The 20,753-nt window shown below is 37.2% G+C and carries 26 protein-coding genes and 2 pseudogenes; 5 read left to right on the forward strand and 23 right to left on the reverse strand.

Annotated features, from left to right (window positions below):
* Positions 1-17 precede the first annotated feature (17 nt).
* From O0550_RS22325 to O0550_RS22335, 3 genes are read left to right on the forward strand one after another with little or no spacing between them, the layout of a single operon-like run.
* The gene (locus tag O0550_RS22325; RefSeq protein ID WP_003344676.1) at positions 18-404 is read left to right on the forward strand and encodes a hypothetical protein; all 387 of its coding nucleotides are present in this window, start codon (positions 18-20) and stop codon (positions 402-404) included.
* Between the two features lie 16 nt (positions 405-420).
* Positions 421-1,197, forward strand: coding sequence for an N-acetylmuramoyl-L-alanine amidase (locus O0550_RS22330; protein ID WP_258427248.1), 777 nt, complete (start codon positions 421-423; stop codon positions 1,195-1,197).
* Positions 1,198-1,229: 32 nt separating this feature from the next.
* Positions 1,230-1,544 (forward strand): phage holin, LLH family, encoded by a 315-nt coding sequence (locus O0550_RS22335; RefSeq protein WP_022586231.1) that lies wholly within the window; start codon positions 1,230-1,232, stop codon positions 1,542-1,544.
* A 132-nt stretch (positions 1,545-1,676) separates the two neighbouring features.
* On the opposite strand, the pseudogene O0550_RS22340 reads toward O0550_RS22335, so the two are convergent.
* The 9 genes and pseudogenes from O0550_RS22340 to O0550_RS22380 all read right to left on the reverse strand — a co-directional run.
* Positions 1,677-1,940: pseudogene (locus tag O0550_RS22340) on the reverse strand (peptidylprolyl isomerase); the annotation flags it as partial.
* A 188-nt stretch (positions 1,941-2,128) separates the two neighbouring features.
* A complete protein-coding gene (locus O0550_RS22345) occupies positions 2,129-3,364 on the reverse strand; it encodes an SH3 domain-containing protein (RefSeq protein ID WP_258427249.1) in 1,236 nt (411 codons plus the stop codon).
* An 8-nt stretch (positions 3,365-3,372) separates the two neighbouring features.
* Positions 3,373-3,543, reverse strand: coding sequence for a hypothetical protein (locus tag O0550_RS22350; protein ID WP_258427250.1), 171 nt, complete (start codon positions 3,541-3,543; stop codon positions 3,373-3,375).
* Positions 3,544-3,589: 46 nt separating this feature from the next.
* Positions 3,590-4,108: a hypothetical protein gene (locus O0550_RS22355; protein ID WP_258427251.1), complete on the reverse strand. Its 519-nt coding sequence runs from the start codon at positions 4,106-4,108 to the stop codon at positions 3,590-3,592.
* 900 nt (positions 4,109-5,008) lie between these two features.
* Entirely contained in the window at positions 5,009-5,320 is a 312-nt protein-coding gene (locus O0550_RS22360) for a hypothetical protein (protein WP_258427252.1), read from the reverse strand.
* Positions 5,321-5,843: 523 nt separating this feature from the next.
* Positions 5,844-6,011 carry a hypothetical protein gene (locus tag O0550_RS22365; protein ID WP_258427253.1) on the reverse strand — a complete coding sequence of 56 codons (168 nt, stop codon included), beginning with the start codon at positions 6,009-6,011 and terminating at the stop codon, positions 5,844-5,846.
* A gap of 329 nt (positions 6,012-6,340) precedes the next feature.
* Positions 6,341-7,231 carry a hypothetical protein gene (locus O0550_RS22370; protein WP_258427254.1) on the reverse strand — a complete coding sequence of 297 codons (891 nt, stop codon included), beginning with the start codon at positions 7,229-7,231 and terminating at the stop codon, positions 6,341-6,343.
* Between the two features lie 164 nt (positions 7,232-7,395).
* Positions 7,396-7,569: an aspartyl-phosphate phosphatase Spo0E family protein gene (locus O0550_RS22375; protein ID WP_258427255.1), complete on the reverse strand. Its 174-nt coding sequence runs from the start codon at positions 7,567-7,569 to the stop codon at positions 7,396-7,398.
* A 446-nt stretch (positions 7,570-8,015) separates the two neighbouring features.
* Positions 8,016-9,308: a helix-turn-helix domain-containing protein gene (locus tag O0550_RS22380; RefSeq protein ID WP_396125775.1), complete on the reverse strand. Its 1,293-nt coding sequence runs from the start codon at positions 9,306-9,308 to the stop codon at positions 8,016-8,018.
* 208 nt (positions 9,309-9,516) lie between these two features.
* Between O0550_RS22380 and O0550_RS22385 the strand changes: the two genes are divergently transcribed.
* Both O0550_RS22385 and O0550_RS22390 read left to right on the forward strand, forming a co-directional pair.
* On the forward strand, positions 9,517-9,675 hold the full coding sequence (locus O0550_RS22385) for an S-layer homology domain-containing protein (protein ID WP_233882732.1): 159 nt from the start codon (positions 9,517-9,519) through the stop codon (positions 9,673-9,675).
* A gap of 32 nt (positions 9,676-9,707) precedes the next feature.
* A complete protein-coding gene (locus O0550_RS22390; protein ID WP_258427257.1) occupies positions 9,708-10,022 on the forward strand; it encodes a phage holin family protein in 315 nt (104 codons plus the stop codon).
* Positions 10,023-10,152: 130 nt separating this feature from the next.
* Here the strand turns inward: O0550_RS22390 and O0550_RS22395 are convergent, their stop codons facing one another.
* The 14 genes and pseudogenes from O0550_RS22395 to O0550_RS22460 form a co-directional block, all read right to left on the reverse strand.
* The gene (locus O0550_RS22395; RefSeq protein ID WP_003344681.1) at positions 10,153-10,587 is read right to left on the reverse strand and encodes a peptidylprolyl isomerase; all 435 of its coding nucleotides are present in this window, start codon (positions 10,585-10,587) and stop codon (positions 10,153-10,155) included.
* 72 nt (positions 10,588-10,659) lie between these two features.
* Positions 10,660-10,842: pseudogene (locus O0550_RS22400) on the reverse strand (peptidylprolyl isomerase); the annotation flags it as partial.
* A gap of 193 nt (positions 10,843-11,035) precedes the next feature.
* Positions 11,036-12,352 (reverse strand): diaminopimelate decarboxylase, encoded by a 1,317-nt coding sequence (lysA, locus tag O0550_RS22405; RefSeq protein ID WP_003344685.1) that lies wholly within the window; start codon positions 12,350-12,352, stop codon positions 11,036-11,038.
* 212 nt (positions 12,353-12,564) lie between these two features.
* Positions 12,565-14,034, reverse strand: a complete 1,470-nt coding sequence (locus tag O0550_RS22410) for a spore germination protein (protein ID WP_258427258.1) — start codon at positions 14,032-14,034, stop codon at positions 12,565-12,567.
* On the reverse strand, positions 14,021-14,602 hold the full coding sequence (gene spoVAEA / locus O0550_RS22415) for a stage V sporulation protein SpoVABEA (RefSeq protein ID WP_096887393.1): 582 nt from the start codon (positions 14,600-14,602) through the stop codon (positions 14,021-14,023). The genes O0550_RS22410 and spoVAEA overlap by 14 nt, the downstream gene beginning before the upstream one ends.
* 26 nt (positions 14,603-14,628) lie before the next feature.
* Complete coding sequence (spoVAE, locus tag O0550_RS22420) at positions 14,629-14,979, reverse strand: stage V sporulation protein AE (protein ID WP_003344690.1); 351 nt, start codon at positions 14,977-14,979, stop codon at positions 14,629-14,631.
* Between the two features lie 2 nt (positions 14,980-14,981).
* Positions 14,982-16,010 (reverse strand): stage V sporulation protein AD, encoded by a 1,029-nt coding sequence (gene spoVAD, locus O0550_RS22425; protein WP_003344692.1) that lies wholly within the window; start codon positions 16,008-16,010, stop codon positions 14,982-14,984.
* 15 nt (positions 16,011-16,025) lie between these two features.
* Positions 16,026-16,511: a stage V sporulation protein AC gene (gene spoVAC / locus O0550_RS22430; protein WP_003337795.1), complete on the reverse strand. Its 486-nt coding sequence runs from the start codon at positions 16,509-16,511 to the stop codon at positions 16,026-16,028.
* Positions 16,512-16,654: 143 nt separating this feature from the next.
* Positions 16,655-17,071: a stage V sporulation protein AB gene (locus O0550_RS22435; protein WP_003337796.1), complete on the reverse strand. Its 417-nt coding sequence runs from the start codon at positions 17,069-17,071 to the stop codon at positions 16,655-16,657.
* Positions 17,068-17,682, reverse strand: coding sequence for a stage V sporulation protein AA (locus O0550_RS22440; protein WP_003337798.1), 615 nt, complete (start codon positions 17,680-17,682; stop codon positions 17,068-17,070). Before O0550_RS22440 ends, O0550_RS22435 begins: the two co-directional genes overlap by 4 nt.
* A gap of 80 nt (positions 17,683-17,762) precedes the next feature.
* Positions 17,763-18,518 (reverse strand): RNA polymerase sporulation sigma factor SigF, encoded by a 756-nt coding sequence (gene sigF, locus O0550_RS22445; protein WP_003337799.1) that lies wholly within the window; start codon positions 18,516-18,518, stop codon positions 17,763-17,765.
* 10 nt (positions 18,519-18,528) lie between these two features.
* Positions 18,529-18,969 (reverse strand): anti-sigma F factor, encoded by a 441-nt coding sequence (spoIIAB, locus tag O0550_RS22450; protein ID WP_035319027.1) that lies wholly within the window; start codon positions 18,967-18,969, stop codon positions 18,529-18,531.
* A 2-nt stretch (positions 18,970-18,971) separates the two neighbouring features.
* Positions 18,972-19,322, reverse strand: coding sequence for an anti-sigma F factor antagonist (gene spoIIAA / locus O0550_RS22455; RefSeq protein WP_003337801.1), 351 nt, complete (start codon positions 19,320-19,322; stop codon positions 18,972-18,974).
* A 136-nt stretch (positions 19,323-19,458) separates the two neighbouring features.
* Positions 19,459-20,628: a D-alanyl-D-alanine carboxypeptidase family protein gene (locus O0550_RS22460; protein WP_035319029.1), complete on the reverse strand. Its 1,170-nt coding sequence runs from the start codon at positions 20,626-20,628 to the stop codon at positions 19,459-19,461.
* Positions 20,629-20,753 lie beyond the last annotated feature (125 nt).

Raw genomic sequence — 20,753 nt, forward strand, 5'->3', positions numbered from 1 at the left:
TGAAAGGAACTGTTACTATGTCCAGTAATCAAGTTTTAGAAGTAAAAATTGAAAATCTACACAGAGAACTTAATTCATTTAAAGAAGAGACAAAAGAAGATATTCGAGATATCAACTTGAGCATTAAACAAAGCGAGAAGCTTTTTAATGATGCTATTGTGACCATGACTGAAAACATTACCAAGCTAACTACAATTGCTGACCAGCAACGTGAAGAGATGCGTCAACAGCGTGAAGAAATTAGATTAATTCGAGAATCTAAGTCTTCAGAAACAAAAGTTTCTCAAGGTAATGATGAAAAGAAATGGTATCAAGAAACCACTAATAAGTTGATTATGCTGATTGGTTTAATCCTCTGTGTATTACTCGGATTGAATGCATCTGCTGTGAATTTTTTGCAATAACTGGAGGCGATTATATTTGAAAATTAGTGAAAAACTACTTACCCCTAACAACTACTCCAGACCTCGTGTGAAAGTAAAAACGATCAAAGGAATTGTCATTCACTGGGTAGCTGCACCCATGCAGAAGGCAATCAATACATGGGGATTTTTTGAGAATCGTAAATTTGGAAAAACAAACTATGGATCAGCTCACTACATTATTGATTTAAATGGTGATATTTTGAGGTGTATTCCTGAAAATGAAATGGCATATCACGTAGGATCAAAAAAATACACTGATTCTGCTCTGGAGCGTTTAAGTACATATCCGAATAACTGCACGATTGGAATTGAATGCAACCATATAGATATGAGTGGGAAGATGACTTCTGAAACATATCAATCTCTCTTAGAATTTTGTGTGCAGCTATTGAAACGTTACAACCTTACTGAAAATGATTTGTGGTTACATAAGGAAGTTGTTGGCTGGAAGGATTGTCATAGATGGTTTGTAAACAATCCTGATGAGTGGGCTTTGTTTAAAGAGAAAGTTGGAAAAGCATTGCATGGTAACACTTCTAAAAATACAACAACTATAACAAAAGAAAAGGTGGTATATATCATGTCAAAATACTTTAAAGACATTCCTGAAAAGATGAAGTGGGTTTTTGATCCGGCTGATCGTTTGTATGAGAAAGGCATTGTACTTGGAGATGAGAAAGGCAATTTACATCCAGATCAACCTGCTACTCGTGCAGAAGTAATCACTTTTATTGATCGAGCAGTTGAATACGTTCTGAAAGAAGTTAAATAAGAAGGCAATAATTTAAAAAGGAGTATGATGAAATGAGTATTTTATTAGGTAAAATTGTTTTAGATGTAGCTCATCTTCTACTGTTAGCGGTAGGAACATGGGCTATTTTTTATTTAGTTAAGTTTCTCAAAGGTAAGATTAAAAAAGAACATGCATTACGGGCTGTGCAATATGCGGAACAAGCCTTTGTTCATTTAAAAGGATCAGAGAAGTATAATGAAGCTGTTAAGTACTTTGTTGCAAGTATGACTCGAAATAAAATTAAAGTAACCGATGAAGAAATTAAAGCATTGATTGAATCTACTCTTCGTGAATGGAAAGATGAATTGAATAAACAAATGAAGTAAAATAATTACCCCCCTTCTGGCTAATATGCTGGAAGGGGATTTTTTGTTTATATGGGGGGTATCCTTTGAAAATAAAAACCCCCTAGTGGAGCTAATGCTTCACTAGAGGAATCATTTTTGACTATTTAGGAACTATTCTTCCCAAACCTTCACTTCAGTCATTTTATTGCCTTGCTGAATTTTGTCCACATGCTCCATGCCTTCGATAATTTGTCCGAATACAGTATGAACGCCGTCTAGATGCGGGAATGCATCATAGCCGATAAAGAATTGGCTGCCGCCTGTATCTTTACCTGCATGTGCCATCGACAATGCACCACGAACGTGTTTGTGTGGGTTACCTTGTGTTTCACATTTGATTGTGTATCCAGGGCCGCCAGTTCCTGTTCCATACGGGTTATACATACGCCCTTATAAATTTTATACGATCAAAATTTTGATTTTTTAAATCAACGTGTAAAAGATACTATTAATAATAAAATTTACGATGTAATTGAGGACTTTTATTTCAACTCAGGGATAATTATATTCCATCATTTCTTGCTCATATCCATAATAAAATTCCTATCAAAATATTATAAATGTTATTTTCTTTCCAAGTATCTTGATAGAACCCATCCACTTTTTCTTTCGTTTTTGTATTTAAATTCCACATAAGACCAATCTTTTCGTTTTCTCATGAAAACAACCTCTTGCTCCTTTTCAAGATAAGCAATCGTCTTTGAACGATGCCACGGGTTTTCCTTTACTTCGAGCTTGTCTTTTTTTGAATATCGAAAAGGCTTTTGCCATAGTAAAGTAATGAACATAGCAGAATCTATTGATGGAACTGCTGCACTAAAGCTGCCAGAAATAGAACTGCTAATTATTAAGAGTATTAAATAATTAACAATATGAATTGTAAACCATAACAAAACTTGATTTACCCATTCTGGTCTTTCAGTAGGACTTTGCAATTTTTGGTCTAATGCTTCTAACTTCTCTTCTGCTGATAATTTAGACTCAAAGAATCCTGAGTCTTCCAATTCAGTATCTAAAGTTGAATGTATTAATTCCTTTTCAGGGAAGCTATCTTCATCAAAATCATCAAAATTTAGATATGATCTAAAATGATGAGCATATGTTTCTAAAGATGATAAACTAAAAGCAGATTTTCTCGCTGTTTCCAAAATAGTATTATTTATCCTGCTATTTTCTACTAGATAATCCAAGTTGTTTTTTATACTATTGTAAATATCAAAATTATATCTTAATGAAGTTGCTCTGCTTATCTCACTACTTGACTTAAATGCTTCTAAAGCAACTCTTGTAATATTGTAAGCCTTATTAAAATCAGGAAATTTTCGCAATTCTACATTTGGAATTTGCATTGCCTTGGTAGCCAATGACCCATAATATAATGTATCCTTAATATTTTTACCGAGAGACATTACTCTTGAAAAATCATTAAATGTCTTTTCATATTGACTTATATGCTTTAATAGGTGCATTTCAGGATAAACAACATTTAGATCACGAATACTTGAATAGGGGCTAGATACTTGCTGTGCAAGTTTTGTAATAGTATCCAGCCCTTTCAATCTCTGAACCCCTAGAATTTTTTCCACCTTTTGAATGTGTAAATCATTTTCTACCTTTTTATAGCTATCCAATGCTAGTTTAAACCGTATGAAAAAATCATCTTGATCATTTATTTCTTCAAAATAACCTTTAAACTTTGCATTTCCATTAACATACAGATACCCTAGTTCTATTAAATTTTTATCTTGGAGTAAACTTAATCTTTGAAATATGTCTTCATCCTCGTTTGGACTTATCACTTTGTCCGCTATGAATTGAAGAAAAATTCTCTATCTGTTGTGTACTTTTGATGTTTGTCAAAAAATATATCTGCTGCTGATATGTAATTTCTAAATCTAAACTCGTCCCCTCCTTCTTGGATAATAAATGCTTTTTGCTCTATAGACTTTATGAAATCTTCTGTAGTGTTCTTTGCCATATTTATTCCTCCAAATCCATAATAGTTAAAATACCAATGTCATTTCTTATCTCCCGTAATTATTCGTGTTATAATATAAACCCTTCATCATTTCAGCTGTTTTCGTTTTGGAATAGCCATATCTCAAAAGAACATTCTTCTTAATTTTAATAATATCGATTAAATATTTGATATTATCTAAATACGCATCATCTGCAAATCTCTTTTCAACGTCATCAACCTCATTTTTTATTTTGCGGGTGTGTTCTTCTATCAAATATAATGCATCTATTATTTCCATTGCTGTTTTCAAACTAATATCCTTTATTTCTTGGAAGTTGTTAATGAAATAATAATGTTTCGTATATTTATAACCAGTTTCGTTAAAAAAATCATCGCCATGCTCAAACCAATCTTCTGAAACCAGATGTTCATCTATGCAATGTTTTAAATCAAGCTCTTCTTCTAAATACAAATATTTAGCTACTTCCATTACACTATTAAAACCTATTTTAGGAAGAGGTTCTTTTTCAAGAATTTTCTTTTTATCGTTGGAATAAGTCACAACTTGTATTAGCTCTAACATAAAAATCTCTCCTCTCTTTGGTTACATTCTACTTATATTATAATTTCGTTACGCTTCTTTAAGTATCCTATCTTCTCTACCTAAAATCTTACATTCAATGCATACACAATTTCTAGATTTTTCTCTGTTAAGTACTATATAAAATTTAGCTTTCGGAATATATATTTATTTTAAGTTTTTTGATCTGCTAATTACTAATATCGAACTTTCCCTAAACTGCCTAAATGTAATTCTATATTCTTAGAGAATGGATTATAAAAACTATTTTTATTAGGAAATTTCCCCCTTCTTCTGCTAACTGATAATATGGTTACATTAATTACCACAAAAAAATGATCACAACTACTCCAGTGTTGTAAATCCTTATAAGTAATTCAGCACTAACGAATGAAAATCCACCCAAAAACAAAGTTAGAGGATATAAAAATTCCAGCTAGGATTACAGTAAGAGTAAGAAGAATTAGTGACATACATCGAGGATTACTGTGAGGAATTTAACATAAGATGCAATACTGGCTATGTATTTATTTTGTAGGGATACCTAGGTTCGGCAAACAACTCATACCCTTGTAGTTTAGACGGCCGGAGGTTGTTTATTTTAAAAATTAGGAAAATATGTTATTATATTGCAAAGTATTAGGGGAGGGGTTTAAGTGTATTTGCGACTGATGCAAAAGCTAACCATTATCATTATAGCCTTTTTTGCAGTAATAGTACTTGTCGGTTTGTTACTTCCAAAAGGAGCTATAATCACTCAAATTATTATGACAGTAATTTTATTTATGCTAATAGCATATTTATTTTATTATAAGAGAAAAAAGGCTAGATAATATAACCTAGTCTTTTTTTGTTACTACAGTTCGTTTATCCCACCGTAAGTACTTCCCTTAACTGTAGACCCTACATATACACTAATTCATTATCTTTCTTGTTATAATCAATAAAATGACCATAACCAGATGGACTATTGTGTTTTTCCATAAAATTTCCTACAGAAAATTTATTATTATTCTTAGCATTATATAGTTTTATTGCTTTTCGCTTTTCTTGGAAAATATCTTCAAGACTTAGAGAAGAATCATTCATCTCTCGTGGCGCTAGGAGTTTTTTGCAATGTTCCTCAATAACTTTTTCAATTTCTCCTGAGTTTTCTATCTCCTTCGATTTCAATTTTCCCAAATCATGTATAAGTTCAGGAACGTGTTTATCCATATATAATCGCAAGTAATTACGATGTTATTTTATTTTTTAAGTAATTATAGAGATCATCGAACCGTATAAGTAAAGAGTAAATTAACGCTAGTATTACAATTCCCATTGTTGAAATAGAAATGCCAGAATTGATGCTTTCTAAAAAAGATACTGAGAAATAATAGAGTACGAAAGATACCACTGTTTCTAAAAGCCTTAATTTTATGCCACTTACAACCAATTTTGTATTGATCGAAGAAGTTATAAAGCTGGATAAAAAAGATGGTATTATCAGCAAATACACGATTGTGGAAAAGGCAACCGCAGAAAAAAAGGATTCAATTTTAATTTGAAAAATTAAAGACATGACATATAAAAATAAAGTGTGAATGAAGGTTCCAGCTACGACACCAGCTACCACGATTCCAAGAATGTAAAAGAAAACAGAAGCATTCAACCAAGGGCACTTCTTCATTTTCATCTCACCTTTCTTGTTACAATTGAATTATAACCTAGACCATACATGATCTAGGTTATGATTATATTAGATGAACCAGAAAATGATATCAGTAATGTCCTTTGCTACATCCTCTGGCACTTTAAATCTCTTTAACGCTTTTATCAAAGCATTTTTGGTACCTGTTTCCAGCATCTCGCAAGCATCTGCAATTTTATTTCCAATACCAATATTTTGATTATAAATTCGTATCATGACTATTGAGATTGTTATATGTGTTACATGTAGCTTAGGTATAGTAGAGGGATGGCAATTAGAGCAACCATGATAATACCTTGTAATATTACACGATACCTATAATTTCTATAGTGGCTTTTTTTTCTGTTAAAAAGGAAATCAAGTGATAATACAATAATTAGAACATGAATACTCACAGTCCAAGTAATGCTTGTATTTTGCTTGATATAAAATAACCAGATCAATTCTGCTAATGCCACTAACATAAAGGTTATTAGCAAAGATTTACTCCTCATTGTTTCACCCTCTTAAAGCTCCCCAACAAAACGTCAGGGAGCAATTTTTAATCACATTTTTTTCCAGACTTTATATGCATATTCGGCACATTCAGAATCAGTCCAGTCATTGAATTTTTGTTTATACCCACCAGTATCATATGGCTCTTTACTTTGAAGTCCAAATTCCTTCATTAAAAGATAACTTGTCCAAGATTTTGTTCTTATTACAAAACCTTTATCAACGTAGAAATATCTTTCGTAAGAATATTTTTGAACCCAAACAGTTGGATCCATTGCTCTTTGTATAGCACCTGATACTACAGCTACCCCTATGCCTCTTATGACGCCAATAATGATACTAGCCTCAATACCACCGGGAATAAAAGCAGCTAGTGCACCAACAATGACAGATATAGTAGTGTCTCTATCGAAAGAAAATTTCTTAGGAGCTTTTACTTCTTCATTGTAGCCTTTATAATACATATGAACAGCAGGTTCGTATTTATCAAAGCTTCTTAAGTCCCAACCTCTATCTTTGGGACCCGGAATATAATCAGATGATTGAATCGATTTAGGTATTACTGGACTATTTTTTTCAATAGCCTGTCCGTCATTTAACGCCATAAATTCTTCAGGGACATTGTTATCTGTAGCATCTAAAATAGCATTGTGATCCACTACGAAATCATTTGCATCATACGACTTCACTCCACCATTCTTGTCAGTTACGGTGAATTTTTTAGTTTCTTTATTCACCTCCACAAGTTCTTTGCCTAAAGCAGATGTGACTTCATACGTTACAAGATTTTCTTCATCTTTGAGAATATTGAGTTTTATATTGTTTAATTCATCTTGTGATGGAAGATTCTCTTTAGCAAAAATTTGAGTGGGGAGATAGCAAGCTGAAGTTGTTAAAATAGATGCTATTAGAAGTGTAGATACTAAATTTTTTTTTTTCACTTCATACCCTCTTTTCTGAGTTAATTTTTTAAGTGAATTGTCTCATATTAACATGTTGTAAACCTTCTAGGAGGTCTTTAGTGAATAGCTGAACCACGGCTTAATAATTATTTCCCCTTCTGGGCTTTGTAAAGTTTCCCGTACAGCTTATTCATATCGACCAACTAGCGTCTAATCTTCTCAAACATAACGATGTACTCATCTAGTTGTTGGCTCATTTGTAGTACGGTTGGTTGTACAAATGAGCCTTCTTTGTAATACAACATCTCTAACTCTTGACGGAGGATTTCAATGAGCTTCTGTAAATCATCTTTAGATTTGCAATTTTCTGTTTTCATTTTTTGTAAGTGAGTGGTAAAATGAACTTGAGTAACATTTTTTGTTTCTCAAGGTGGGGGCGTTCCGATTGTCTGCAAACTAACGGGAACGCTCCTTTTAGTTGTTAAGTTATATTTTTTGAAGATGACACCTCCTTTCTTCCTCCTGAGTATTATTTTACCAATCGTATTGTTTTTTCTGCAAAATAAAAAAAATCGAAACGTTCAATAAAATTTGACAAATTATTACATAACCCACACTTTGTTATAAATAAAAAGAACACCACTGTAAAAAAGTGTGGTGTCCACTAGAAAAATTTCAAATGATTAATGTCCGGGGTCTTCGTTATAAACTTTTGAAGCTGAATACTTCTCTGGATAAACTTCCGTAAATTTATCACATGCAAGAAATGTAAGTGATAAGAAGGTTGAAAAGATAATAGTAGAAATTACAATTTTCTTCATCATTATTCCCTCTTTTCTCCCATGGTAATTTCATTATACAATTCGTTTAACTTACCTGCAATTTCAATTTTAGTATGTTTCTTGAAAAGGGCATGATAATAAAAAATCTCCTTCGAACATTCAATAATATCCTTATAAGAGCCTATCATAGCATAATAGGATATGCTCTGAAGAAGTTGTTCTATACCCAAATCGAATTGCCCATTTTCAATAAGAAAATTGCCTGTAAATTTATAGTACATACCTATCTGGGCATATTGATGTGGTGTCACTGGATTAAATGAAAAATGGTTTTCTTCAGACTGTATTATTTCTCTGATTAGTTCGATATTTCTTGCTTTAGATAGAGCTTCTAACAGCCTGTTTAATCGATACAAGCGTCTAATGCCTTTAACCTCTTCTAAACATTCCTGCAACAAAGGAATGGCTTTTTCATAATCACCTCTTTGTGAAAGAATAATTGCTCGATAATAATTTATACATTCAATAATAAAACGATATTCCTTTTTTTCACATTCATCTAAATGTAGATGGAGACTGGCATGGTCTTTGAATTCTACAAAAGAATTACACATTGCCAATGCTACACTTTCTTTAAGATCATTTTTTGTTTCATCTTCTTGTATCCCCATTTTGCCTAACTCTACACATTTGTCGTACTTTTTAATATTATGTGCGTGAAGTGCCATTCTATAGTAAAGAGTGATTTTTTCTTCTTGGGAAAGAAAATCCACATAATGCAGAGCCTCTTCCCCAACTTTGAAAGATTCCTCTAAATGTTTAAGCTCTTCTATCTCGATCATATACTTTTGATATAACCCTTTGGCTATGTATTGCGACTCCCCATGCGCTCTAGCATACTTAATAATGGTATTGTAAAGTGACACTCTCACTTCATTGTTTTTAAGAGAAGCTGTTAGGTTATATAATTCTTCTAATAAGGTATACGTATCTTTCTTTGGGTTTTCAAGGAATTTTTTAGCTACTTTTGTGAGCAATGAAATATTTGCAATTTCAATAGCTTCTGCTAAAAAACCCTCTAAGACATCATCACGTAATTGCATATCAACATAAAGATCAATAATTTCTTCATAAGTAATTTCTAAAACATCTGCGATTGGTTTTAAAGTTCGTAGCTCTGGGCGCTTAGTCTCACCACTTTCTATTTTGGAAATAACCCCCTTACTAACCCCAGTCACTCTTCCTAAATCTGATAGGCTCATTTCTAAAGATAACCTTTTCCCCTTTATCAGTTCCCCCAATGTTGTGAAAGTCAGATTTACACTCATGTTAATCCCCTTTCATAATTTATAAATAATTTCAACGATTCTTTTATTAACTTTAACTTAATTCTAACTTTATTGTATTTTTTTGTAAATAACAATAAAAAATATTGGATTAAATAATTTTTTTATTTTTTTAAAAAAGAAAGGTGGTCTTTTAAATTTTAACTCTAAAGTCTCATAAATCCATTCCTATTCGTTGGAAAGGAGGTTAGTCAATATGTACATGTTTCATATAACTCTACGTTGTAAGTATGAGAAAGGTATTGTACTAGGAGATGAGAAAGGCAATTTACATCCAGATCAACCTGCTACTCGTGCAGAAGTAATCACTTTTATTGATCGAGCAGTTGAATACGTTCTGAAAGAAGTTAAATAAGAAGGCAATAATTTAAAAAGGAGTATGATCAAATGAGTATTTTATTAGGTGAAATTGTTTTAGATGTAGCTCATCTTCTACTGTTAGCGGTAGGAACATGGGCTATTTTTTATTTAGTTAAGTTTCTCAAAGGTAAAATTAAAAAAGAACATGCATTACGTGCTGTGCATTATGCAGAGCAAGCCTTTGTTCATTTAAAAGGATCAGAGAAGTATAATGAAGCTGTTAAGTACTTTGTTACAAGTATGACTCGAAATAAAATTAAAGTAACCGATGAAGAAGTTAAGGCATTGATTGAATCTACTCATCGTGAATGGAAAGATGAATTGAATAAACAAATGAAGTAAAATAGTTACCCCCTTCTGGCTATATGCTGGAAGGGGATTTTTTGTTTATATGGGGGGTATCCTTTGAAAATAAAAACCCCCTAGTGGAGCTAATGCTTCACTAGAGGAATCATTTTTGACTATTTAGGGATTACTCTTCCCAAACTTTTACTTCTTCCATTTTGTCGCCTTGCTGAATTTTGTCCACATGCTCCATACCTTCGATAACTTGTCCGAATACAGTATGAACGCCATCTAGATGTGGGAATGCATCATAGCAAATAAAGAATTGGGAGCTACCTGTGTCTTTACCTGCATGTGCCATAGAAAGAGCGCCTTTAACATGCTTGTGTGGATTGCCTTGTGTTTCACATTTGATTGTGTAACCAGCACCGCCAGTACCAGTTCCGTGTGGGCATCCACCTTGAGCTACAAAGCCCGGTATAACACGGTGGAAATTTAGTCCATTATAGTACCCTTCACTTGCTAGTTTTTCGAAGTTTGCAACTGTATTTGGCGCTTCTTTATCGAAGAATTCAATAACAACCTTATTACCATCTTTTAAAGTGATTTGACCTTTTTTCATTTTAGTTCCTCCATAAATATAATTGATTTTTTGAGGTATATACATATAAGGGCGTATTACAGGAACTTATGCAGTTCCGTGCGGGCAACCGCCTTGTGCAACAAATCCTGGAATAACACGGTGGAAGGTTAGGCCATTGTAAAAGCCTTCATTTGCTAGCTTTTCAAAGTTTGCAACGGTGCCAGGAGCTTCTTTATCAAAGAATTCAATAACAACCTTATTGCCGTTTTCTAGGGTAATTTGACCTTTTTTCATATGTATATACCTCCAATATTTCCATTCCCTTACAAGAGGGTAAATAAGTAGCCACCCGCTCAAAGAACGTAGCAGTCTTTATCCCTTTTATCTTATCTTGTTCAATTCCTAATAGCAAGTTATCATTGTACAAAGCAAAAAAAGAGATTCAATAACTGATATCTCTTTTCCTTGAGGTACTTTGTCATCCTTTTTATAGAGAGACCTTCGTATACAGGCGATCATTTCGAATCAGATCCATTAATGATTCACGCTGGACCACCAATTCCGCCTCTCCGTCCTTAACAAATACAACAGCAGGGCGGGTGATTCGATTATAGTTATTTGCCATTGCATATCCATAAGCACCGGTACTAGAAACTGCTAAAATATCTCCTGGCTGATGTGCGGATAGACAAATGTCCCAGATCAGCATATCGCCTGATTCACAGCATTTACCTGCTATCGAAACCAATTCTGTAGCAGGCTCATGTAAGCGATTAGCGACACAGGCCTCATATTTAGCCTGATACAAGGCCGGACGCAGGTTATCAGTCATTCCCCCATCAATTGCAACATATTTTCGGACATTAGGAATTTCCTTCGTTGCCCCAATCGTATATAAGGTTGTCCCAGCATCTCCAATAATGCTTCGTCCAGGTTCAATCCAAATTTCTGGGAAGGGCAGGTTATGCTTGATAAATTCTGTACGAACGCTATTTGCAATTGCTTCAATATAATCTTTTGCTACAAGGGGTGTATCTCCTTCCACATAGCGAATCCCAAAACCACCTCCGACATTAAATACCTGACAGGTAAAGCCTAGCTCCTGTCTAACATCTGCTAAAAATTCCGTCAGCCGCTGAATAGCCAATAAAAAACCATCCGTTTCAAAAATTTGCGAGCCTATATGACAATGGATACCAAGTAAATGCAAAGCTTGGCTTTCCTGCGCTACTTCAATCGCCTTCATCGCTTGATTGCTTATCATATCAAATCCAAATTTAGAGTCCTGCTGTCCAGTGGATATATATTCATGTGTGTGTGCTTCTACGCCTGGTGTAAGACGCAACAACACATTAGCTGTCAATCCACGTTCTTTGGCAAGGTCATGCAGCATCTCTAATTCATAAAAATTATCAGCCACAAAACAGCCAATATTGGCTTCTAGAGCCATAATTAACTCCTGCATGGTTTTATTATTCCCGTGGAAATGAATTCGTTCTGCCGGAAACCCTGCTGCCAATGCCGTATATAATTCTCCAGCAGAAACTACATCCAGAGATAATCCTTCCTCTTCTATCAACTTGCACATTGCCATCGTACAAAAAGCTTTACTGGCATAGGCTACTTGGAAGGCAAACCCGCTTTGCTGAAAGGCCTCTACAAAAGCACGGCACTTTTCCCGAATTAATGTTTCATCATAGACGTACAATGGAGTCTGATATTGCTCTACTAGCTTGGTAGTATCACATCCCCCAATTTCAAGATGCCCTTTTTCATTGATGCGACTTGTGCCATGCAAAAACATAACCTTTGCCCCCTCATCCACTTTCCCTATCATTGTATAAAGCTATTCTGTCTTTTCCATGTATTTTGACTCTTTTAGGAAGGATATAACGAAGCCACATTCTCATGGCTTGCTATATCCCCTGTAATTTTTATTCGTATATCTAATTTTTAAGCATTAATATACCACAGCAAGTAACCAAATCCAAGAGATATATAACTATGTCTACTTTGCTATTGTCTGTCTGGATTTTGGGAACGAACAACTTTCGGCCGTTTCTCCTGATACGGCACAGCCTTGCGTAGTACAATTTCCTTAAATCCTTCATAATTAAACGGAATTAATGGCCACAAATAAGGGGTATCAATCGATCTGGTCATCGCAAGGACAAGTAAGACAAAGGCACAGCTAAACATATATCCTTGCAATCCAAAAAGTCCAGTAGTTACCAGTAATAGTAACCGGACCAGCCGGTTGGCCATGCTGAGTTCATAGCTAGGAGTCGCATAGGTTCCAATTGCCGCAACAGCTAGATACAGGATTACTTCTGGCGAGAACAGGCCTACCTTAATGGCAATCTCACCAATTAAAATAGCTGCAATCAGTCCCATTGCAATAGAAAGCGGTGCAGGAGTATGGACCGCTGCCATCCTCATTAAATCGAGTCCAAGCTCAGCTAATAAAAACTGTATCATGATGGGAATGGAACCTTGATTCTTCACACCGAGAAATTCCAGATGAGGAGGGATATACTCCGTATGCATCACTAATAACAGCCATAAGGGCGGTAACAGTAAAGAGGCAATAATCCCTAGAAAACGTACCCAGCGTAGGTATGCTCCAACAACTGGTGTTTGCCTGTATTCCTCCGCATGCTGTACATGATGAAAGTAGGTAGCAGGAGTGATGATGACACTCGGTGATGTATCTACATAAATTAGGACATGTCCCTCAAGCAAATGAATGGCAGCTACGTCCGGACGTTCTGTATAACGTACCATAGGAAATGGATTAAACGATTTTCCAATAATAAACTCTTCAACGGTTTTCTCTGACATGGGAATTCCATCGATTTGGATCTCCTGAATCTTTGATTTTAATTTTTCCACTAACTGCGGATTAGCTACATCTGCCAGATAAGCGATCGCAACATCTGTTTTCGAGCGTTCCCCGACCTGCATAATTTCAAAACGCAAACGCTCATCACGTATACGGCGCCGAGTAAGCGAGGTATTGGAAACTAGACTTTCTGTAAAACCATCATGAGCTCCTCGTACAACACGTTCAGTATCTGGTTCCTCTGGTGTACGAGTCAAATAAATTTTTGCATCGATCATCAGAGCTGTATCCTCACCATCAATCAGCATCCCGATTTGACCAACCAAAACTTTATCCATGAATTCATTGCACGTTTTTATCTTGGATATTTGAAAGAAAGGGACATATTTCTGATAAAATATTTTCCAGCCATCCTCGCTCGTTTCCCGTTCTTTTACATTATTGAGGTCTTGTAAAATTAACGTTACGATTGTGCTATCCGCAAAGCCATTAATATAATACAGACTAACGCGAGTACGACCTACTTTTATATCATGGACGCCAATATCAAACGTTGTGCCTATCCCTAGCTTGTCATCAAGAAACGCCCTATTTTCTTCAAGGCTAGAGACTATAGGCTGCTTGTCCTGTTTATCCTCCGACACGATATCCACTCCTTTCCATAATCCACTCGATTGCTTTTTTAGTAATCGGACAGCCTTTATTAATGTGGTCCCTGCCGTCCATTTTTCCGATGTCGCCAATCCCAATTATGTGGGTAATATCACATGCATTTAGAATATCAACCGTATCGCCGTAAATTCGATGCTGAAGTTCCTTGTGGACGACCCCATCCTTGTCGACAGCATCCTCCACCACTATTCCTTGTTTCGTAACCGAATATTTCACTTTAGTACCTGTTACCCATTTCGTATTGGAGGCAACTGCTACTGCCCCTAACACTTCAATGTCTGGATGCTTCGCCACAAAACAAATAGCCCTTTCTCCACGTCCAAAACCGTAATTCCCATTGTCATCAAACATTACTAGCACTGGATCATAAGGTGTCTGCTTAATAAGGGTTACCATCTGCTCTCCTGACAGTGGTGTTGGATTTCCCGCGGATAATGAAATGCATCTACCTCCGATTTGTCGGGCTACTTCTTCTATTACCCTCTGAGCGATGTGGTCACCGTCTGTGATGATGATAACGCGGCGTCGAGCCTGATTCATCGAACCGCCTCCTCCGCCAAAAATTCCTATCCTTTTGGTTTGAACACCAGAGAAGCAAGAAAACTAAAAGCAATGGCCGCAGTAATACCAGCCGCTGGTACCTCAAACATCCCGCTCGCTACTCCCATGGCACCGGTTTGATTTAACTCCTGTAAGGCACCGTGGTACAGTGAATGTCCGAAGCTGATAATTGGCACAGTAGCACCTGCACCTGCAAATTTAATAAAACCATCGTAGATTCCAATAAAATCAAGCACCACACCTGAGACTACTAATGTAACCATGACATGGGCAGGTGTTATTTTAGCTACATCTAACATGATCTGCCCAACCACACAGATTATACCTCCTATGATAAAGGCAATAAGGTATTCCACGATTACTCTCCTCCTTCAAATGCTACTGCGTGAGCGATACACGGGATTGAATTTCCCTGTTGTGTACTGGTGGGACTAAGTAATGCACCGGTTGCGCACACAAGCACCTTTTTTAATTCGCCAGATTGAAGCTGCTTCATAATATAGCTGTAGGTTACGCTGGCACTTGAGGCGCATCCACTCGCCCCTGCAAACACTTCCTCGTCAGGTGGATAAATCATAAGGCCGCAGTCATTGTACACACCTTCAACGTTATAGCCTTCTTTCGCTAGCATATCTTTGCAAATGGCATAGCCTATGCTCCCCAAATCTCCTGTGACAATGAGATCATAATCAGATGGGCTACGTCCCGTATCAATAAAATGAGTAGCGATCGTAGAAACAGCGGCAGGCGCCATCGCGGCTCCCATTGCAAAAGGGTCTGTAATTCCCATATCTATTACTTTGCCGACTGTAGAATAGGTGATCCGAGGTCCCTTTCCCCCTATCCCTACAACTGCTGCGCCTGCTCCGGTAACTGTAACTTGTGAATGAGGAGGCTTTTGTCCACCATATTCAGTCGGATAACGGAATTGCCGTTCGGCTGTTGCGTTATGGCTACTGCACGCGGCTACTATATAGTTAGAATATCTTGCATTGACTAGGGCGGTAGCGGTTGAGAGTGTTAGCATCGAGGAGGAACATGCCCCGTACATGCCAAGTGTAGGAAATTGCATTTTTTCAGCCGTAAAGCTAACGGTGATATTTTGATTAAGCAGATCACCTGCGATAATCTGATCGATTTGATTTTTTTTCAAATTAGCTTTCTTAATTGCAAAAGTAATGGCGTCCTCCATTAGCTTTTTTTCGGCTTTTTCCCAGGAATCCTGACCTGCGTACATATCGTCATAACTTTTATCAAATAAATCTTTTAATGGTCCTTCTGCTTCCTTAGGCCCTACAACCACCGCACTTCCCTGAATCCGAACATCCTCGTTGAATCTCCACGTTTGCTGACTAACTCTATTTTTACCTTTCGTTGCCGTACTCACTGTTTTCACCTCGTTTTAGTAGAACATATTTAATATCACTCGCAGCATTCCAAAAATAAAAGCTGCTGTAACTCCATAAACGATAACAGCACCTGCCAGTTTAAACATGTTGCCAGCTACACCAAGCACATAGCCTTCACTGCGATGTTCAATGGCAGCAGATGACATAGAATTAGCAAAACCTGTAATGGGAACTGCTGAACCAGCCCCGGCATATTGACCGATATTGTCATAAATACCAAATCCAGTTAATAAAACAGAGATAAAAATAAGAGTAATGGAGGTTGGTCCGGCAGCCTTTTCTGCGTCCAGATGCATGAAAGCGATATAGAGATTCTGAATGATTTGCCCTAGCAAACAAATTGCTCCACCTACCCAGAAAGCACGAAAGCAGTTTAGCAAAATATTTCGTTTGGGCTCATATTTTTGAGCTTGCTCCTGATAGACTTGCTTATTCATTTGTAGTTTAAAGCCCTGTTTTTGTTTTTGCTTTGTTGCCATCTAACTTGTCCCCTTTATTTCCATTATGAAGTGCCATTGTAATGTCTAATTCCTCCTGCTTATTTTTGCTATGTCAGTGCTATTCTATGAATGGTTCGATTTACCAGGCTTATTTCTGGTTCCTTCCCAGCCTCTCATGGGCTTTATAAGGAGAAAGTCCATTGCAGCAAAGAACCTACTATCTTCCCTAACACCATCGCCATCAAAAAATTTCTCATATAATCATGGAGCCCTAATCGCTTGGTTAGAATAGGAAACACATTTAATACCTCTGTAAGACCAGCCGCTAGCATTCCTACGAATATACCAGCGAAGCTTCCTACCACCGCGGTTAGCACTGCTGGGAGCTGCACTGAAATCGCCAAGTAATCACACCATGTAAACCAAAGCGCACCTAAGACGATGGCCCATTCATAGCTGCGAGTAAAAGAATGAGAAGAAGAGAGCTGTGTAAGGCGTGGAATGATATCTAGAACGCTTAAAAAAGCGACCAGACCACTTCCTACAGCAAGACCCCAGCCTAGTCCCATTACGATGACAAACAAATATAGCAGCATCATGTCTTATCTCGTTGATTTTCCTCGTTCTCATTTTCTAAATAATATTGATCCAGGTTCTGTTGATATAAAAATAATTCAACGTCAAGTGGACTGGGCTCTTCGTTGAATCGTTTACGAAAAATATGATTAAAAAACAAAACCATCCCAAGACCGATTCCTAATGAGTAAGGGATTTGGAGTAGTAGAGGACGTTTTTCATATTGTCCCGTGATTAGCTGATATAGACGTCGCTGTACCTCTAACATGCTGACATCAGCGTGAAAGTTCATTAGGGCTAAACCAGATCCTATAAACAGAAGAAGCCAAACAAATGATACAAGAAAAAAATTAGCACGTTTGGCGGGATTCTCTACCTCAACGATAATTTGAGTCGAACCCTGTACCTTAAGGTGGATCTCTGGATACATCTGACGCAGTTTACGGATTACCTGCATAATGTCGATGATAATTAAATTCCCATCCTCTTTTTTTACTTGATAGAGCGGAATACGACGTAATTTCTCCTCGCGCTCCCCATCTAAATAAAGCTGACAGATATCACCGAGCAGAATAACATCTTTCTGTCTTATCACCAGTCGCTTACGTAAGCGTAAAAATAAAATCTGCTCCATATTCACTGCCTCCTTCCTGCCTAATGCAAGCAGTGCGGTGTTTTTATGTAGTATCTGCAAAAAGAAAGAGACCATTCGAGCTATTGCTCGATTTGGTCTCTTATCGTTTGAAGTATCCTCTTTTCCAATCGCGACACCTGTACCTGTGAGATTCCTAATCTCTCAGCTACCTCAGATTGAGTTTGATCTTTATAGTAACGAAGAAGAACGATCAATTGTTCCCGTTCTGTCAACTTACTTATGGCATCACGCAAGGCAATCTGATCAAACCATTTGCTTAAGCTTTCATCGGCTATTTGATCAATCAAGGTGATCGGATCACCATCATTTTCAAAAACCGTTTCATGAATCGATGATGGCGCTCGACTAGCCTCCTGAGCGAATACGACATCCTCATTAGACAAACCCAACGTCTCTGCAACTTCGCTGATGGTAGGGGAACGCCCGAATTTCTTATACAATTCGTCCCGCGTTCTTCGCACTTTGTTTGCCGTTTCCTTCAACGAACGGCTTACTTTGACCGTACCATCATCCCGCAGAAAGCGTTGAATTTCTCCGATGATCATTGGAACAGCATACGTTGAGAATTTGACATCATAGTTTAAATCGAATTTGTCGACTGCCTTTAATAATCCAATACATCCAATTTGAAACAAATCATCTGCTTCATAGCCACGGTTCATAAAACGTTGGACAACAGACCATACTAAACGAATATTACTACTTACCAGTTGGTCACGTGCAGACGTATCTCCCGTTTGGCTTTTAGCAATGAGCTCTTTTACTTGTTCGTTAGTAAGAAACGGCTGACTAGCGTTTTTAATATCGGCTCCCATGGCATTACCCCTAGCTTTGTAAAGCTTTTGCATAAGCGAGACGTTTAACTAAGCGAATCCTTGTACCCTGATCAATGGCCGTAACAACTTCTAATGAATCCATGAAATTTTCCATAATCGTAAAACCCATTCCTGAGCGTTCCAGCTCTGGCTTAGAAGTAAACAATGGTTGCATCGCCTCTTCCACATCAACAATTCCTTTTCCATAATCCTCAATGACAAGCTCAACTACTCCATCCTCTAAAGAAGCTTCAATATGAACCACTCCAAGCGGGTTTTCCTCATAGGCATGGATAATCGCATTTGTCACTGCTTCTGATACGACAGTTTTGATTTCCTCTAATTCTTCCATTGTGACATCGAGCTGCGAGATAAAAGATGCCACTGCAACGCGAGCAAATGCTTCGTTTTGACTGAGGGCAGAGAATTGTAGTTGCATGTGATTTCTCATCGTTATGCCACCCCCAGTACGTCCAAAGCATCTGATACATGCTCTTTATACTTTAATACCTTAAACAAACCTGACATTTCAAAAATGCGATAAATGGTTGGATTAATGGAACAGACAAATACCTCACCAGAACGAGCTGTAATTTGTTTGTATCTCCCTAAAATCACACCGATTCCTGAGCTATCCATGAAGGTCAAGTCCTCCAAGTCGAGGACCACATGACGAATCTGCTCATCCTTGATAGCGGTGTCTAAACGGTTCCTCAAAGTTTCCGCTGTGTGATGATCCAGCTCCCCTTGCAGGCGGACCAACAGGACCTCACGTAAGGTCTCCATTTCAATGTGCAAGCTCATAACTTGGAACAACTCCTTCTCCCGTTGATGTCTCTCTTTTTCTCTATTCAATAAACCAAATCCTCCCAGCCGACAAAAGAACAAAAAAGTCGAGAAGCCTCTACAAAAGTGGACATTCTCGACATTTTTCGTAATTTCAGCGATAGGTAAACATTACCTTCTGGGTTGTTCTTTTGAGTATGTCCCACATATTGGCTCGTTCAACGGTTTTCTCTGGATACAAATCAATTCGGGCTACTTCTTTACCATTTTTTTTGATAAAAATATGGCCCACTACATTTGACTTTTTAATCGGAGCTTTTGCCTCACTAGCAAGTGTAATCTCTTTTACAAATGCATTAGGATTTTCTCCCTTTTTCAAAAGAAGACTAACAGGCTGTTCGGTCACAACGTTTACCTTCGTTTCTTCTCCCTTATCCAAAGAAAGCTGTTGAATAACATCCCCTTTTTTATATATGGGATGTACTTGATAATGATTAAAGGCATAATCAAACATGCCAGTAATTTCTTTATTTCTTACCTTGGTATCGGGTTCACCCAATACAACAGCAATTACGCGCATATTTTTACGTTTTGCTGTGGCTGTAATACAAAATTTGGCTTCCGAGGTGTAACCCGTCTTCAAGCCATCTACTCCGTCATAAAATCGAACAAGTCGATTCGTGTTAACTAACCAGAATGGGCTGGCACTGTCTTTTCGTAGATAATCTTGATAGATGCCGGTATATTTAGTAATTATTTCATGTTTTAACAGCTCACGCGACATGATTGCAATGTCAGAGGCAGTTGTGTAATGATCTGGGGAGGGTAATCCGTTGCAGTTAATAAAGTGTGTATTTTTTAAACCTAATTGGGCAGCTCGTTCATTCATCTTCTTGATAAACGCTTCTTCTGTTCCTCCGATATGCTCAGCCATAGCAACTGCAGCATCATTTCCAGAAGCAATAGCAATCCCTTTCACCATATCCTCCACTGTCATCTCTTCACCAGGCTGCAAGAAAATCTGAGATCCGCCCATGGAAGCAGCTCGTTCGCTGGTACGAACTTTGTCGGTTAGCTTTACTTCTCCTCGTTCCATCGCCTCAAAAATCAATAACAAGGTCATTACCTTAGTGATACTTGCAGGCGGTAGTTTCTCATGCGCATTTTTTTCAAACAGAATGGTTCCGGAATCTGCCTCCATTAGGATCGCTGATTTTGCATGCGGAGCCATATTAGGTTTTGACTCTTCTGCATAAGCTAGCCCTGGAGTAAGCATGGTTATGCAAGTAACCAAACAGAGAAAAACATGAAGTAATCTTTTCATTTCAATCTCGTACCTCCATTCGTATTTCTAGCTTCTCCTTTTCTCAGGAAAATATTCACACTTTGATCGAAATAAAAAATAAAGAGATTCGAGAGGTTGCTTACTGTACTGACAAAAAAGCTTGC

Origin of the sequence: Brevibacillus halotolerans (assembly GCF_026891775.1) — a bacterium.
Taxonomy (GTDB): Bacteria; Bacillota; Bacilli; order Brevibacillales; family Brevibacillaceae; genus Brevibacillus_B; species Brevibacillus_B halotolerans.

What these genes read in the sequence shown, in the direction of transcription:
- O0550_RS22325 (WP_003344676.1), top strand. Translation starts at nt 18, where the DNA reads ATGTCCAGTAATCAAGTTTTAGAAGTAAAAATTGAAAATCTACACAGA.
- O0550_RS22335 (WP_022586231.1), top strand. Translation starts at nt 1,230, where the DNA reads ATGAGTATTTTATTAGGTAAAATTGTTTTAGATGTAGCTCATCTTCTA.
- O0550_RS22350 (WP_258427250.1), bottom strand. Translation starts at nt 3,543, where the DNA reads ATGGCAAAGAACACTACAGAAGATTTCATAAAGTCTATAGAGCAAAAA.
- O0550_RS22355 (WP_258427251.1), bottom strand. Translation starts at nt 4,108, where the DNA reads ATGTTAGAGCTAATACAAGTTGTGACTTATTCCAACGATAAAAAGAAA.
- O0550_RS22360 (WP_258427252.1), bottom strand. Translation starts at nt 5,320, where the DNA reads ATGGATAAACACGTTCCTGAACTTATACATGATTTGGGAAAATTGAAA.
- O0550_RS22365 (WP_258427253.1), bottom strand. Translation starts at nt 6,011, where the DNA reads ATGATACGAATTTATAATCAAAATATTGGTATTGGAAATAAAATTGCA.
- O0550_RS22375 (WP_258427255.1), bottom strand. Translation starts at nt 7,569, where the DNA reads ATGAAAACAGAAAATTGCAAATCTAAAGATGATTTACAGAAGCTCATT.
- O0550_RS22385 (WP_233882732.1), top strand. Translation starts at nt 9,517, where the DNA reads ATGTACATGTTTCATATAACTCTACGTTGTAAGTATGAGAAAGGTATT.
- O0550_RS22390 (WP_258427257.1), top strand. Translation starts at nt 9,708, where the DNA reads ATGAGTATTTTATTAGGTGAAATTGTTTTAGATGTAGCTCATCTTCTA.
- O0550_RS22395 (WP_003344681.1), bottom strand. Translation starts at nt 10,587, where the DNA reads ATGAAAAAAGGTCAAATCACTTTAAAAGATGGTAATAAGGTTGTTATT.
- lysA (WP_003344685.1), bottom strand. Translation starts at nt 12,352, where the DNA reads ATGTTTTTGCATGGCACAAGTCGCATCAATGAAAAAGGGCATCTTGAA.
- spoVAEA (WP_096887393.1), bottom strand. Translation starts at nt 14,602, where the DNA reads ATGAATCAGGCTCGACGCCGCGTTATCATCATCACAGACGGTGACCAC.
- spoVAC (WP_003337795.1), bottom strand. Translation starts at nt 16,511, where the DNA reads ATGGCAACAAAGCAAAAACAAAAACAGGGCTTTAAACTACAAATGAAT.
- O0550_RS22435 (WP_003337796.1), bottom strand. Translation starts at nt 17,071, where the DNA reads ATGATGCTGCTATATTTGTTTGTCATCGTAATGGGACTAGGCTGGGGT.
- O0550_RS22440 (WP_003337798.1), bottom strand. Translation starts at nt 17,682, where the DNA reads ATGGAGCAGATTTTATTTTTACGCTTACGTAAGCGACTGGTGATAAGA.
- sigF (WP_003337799.1), bottom strand. Translation starts at nt 18,518, where the DNA reads ATGGGAGCCGATATTAAAAACGCTAGTCAGCCGTTTCTTACTAACGAA.
- spoIIAB (WP_035319027.1), bottom strand. Translation starts at nt 18,969, where the DNA reads ATGAGAAATCACATGCAACTACAATTCTCTGCCCTCAGTCAAAACGAA.
- spoIIAA (WP_003337801.1), bottom strand. Translation starts at nt 19,322, where the DNA reads ATGAGCTTGCACATTGAAATGGAGACCTTACGTGAGGTCCTGTTGGTC.
- O0550_RS22460 (WP_035319029.1), bottom strand. Translation starts at nt 20,628, where the DNA reads ATGAAAAGATTACTTCATGTTTTTCTCTGTTTGGTTACTTGCATAACC.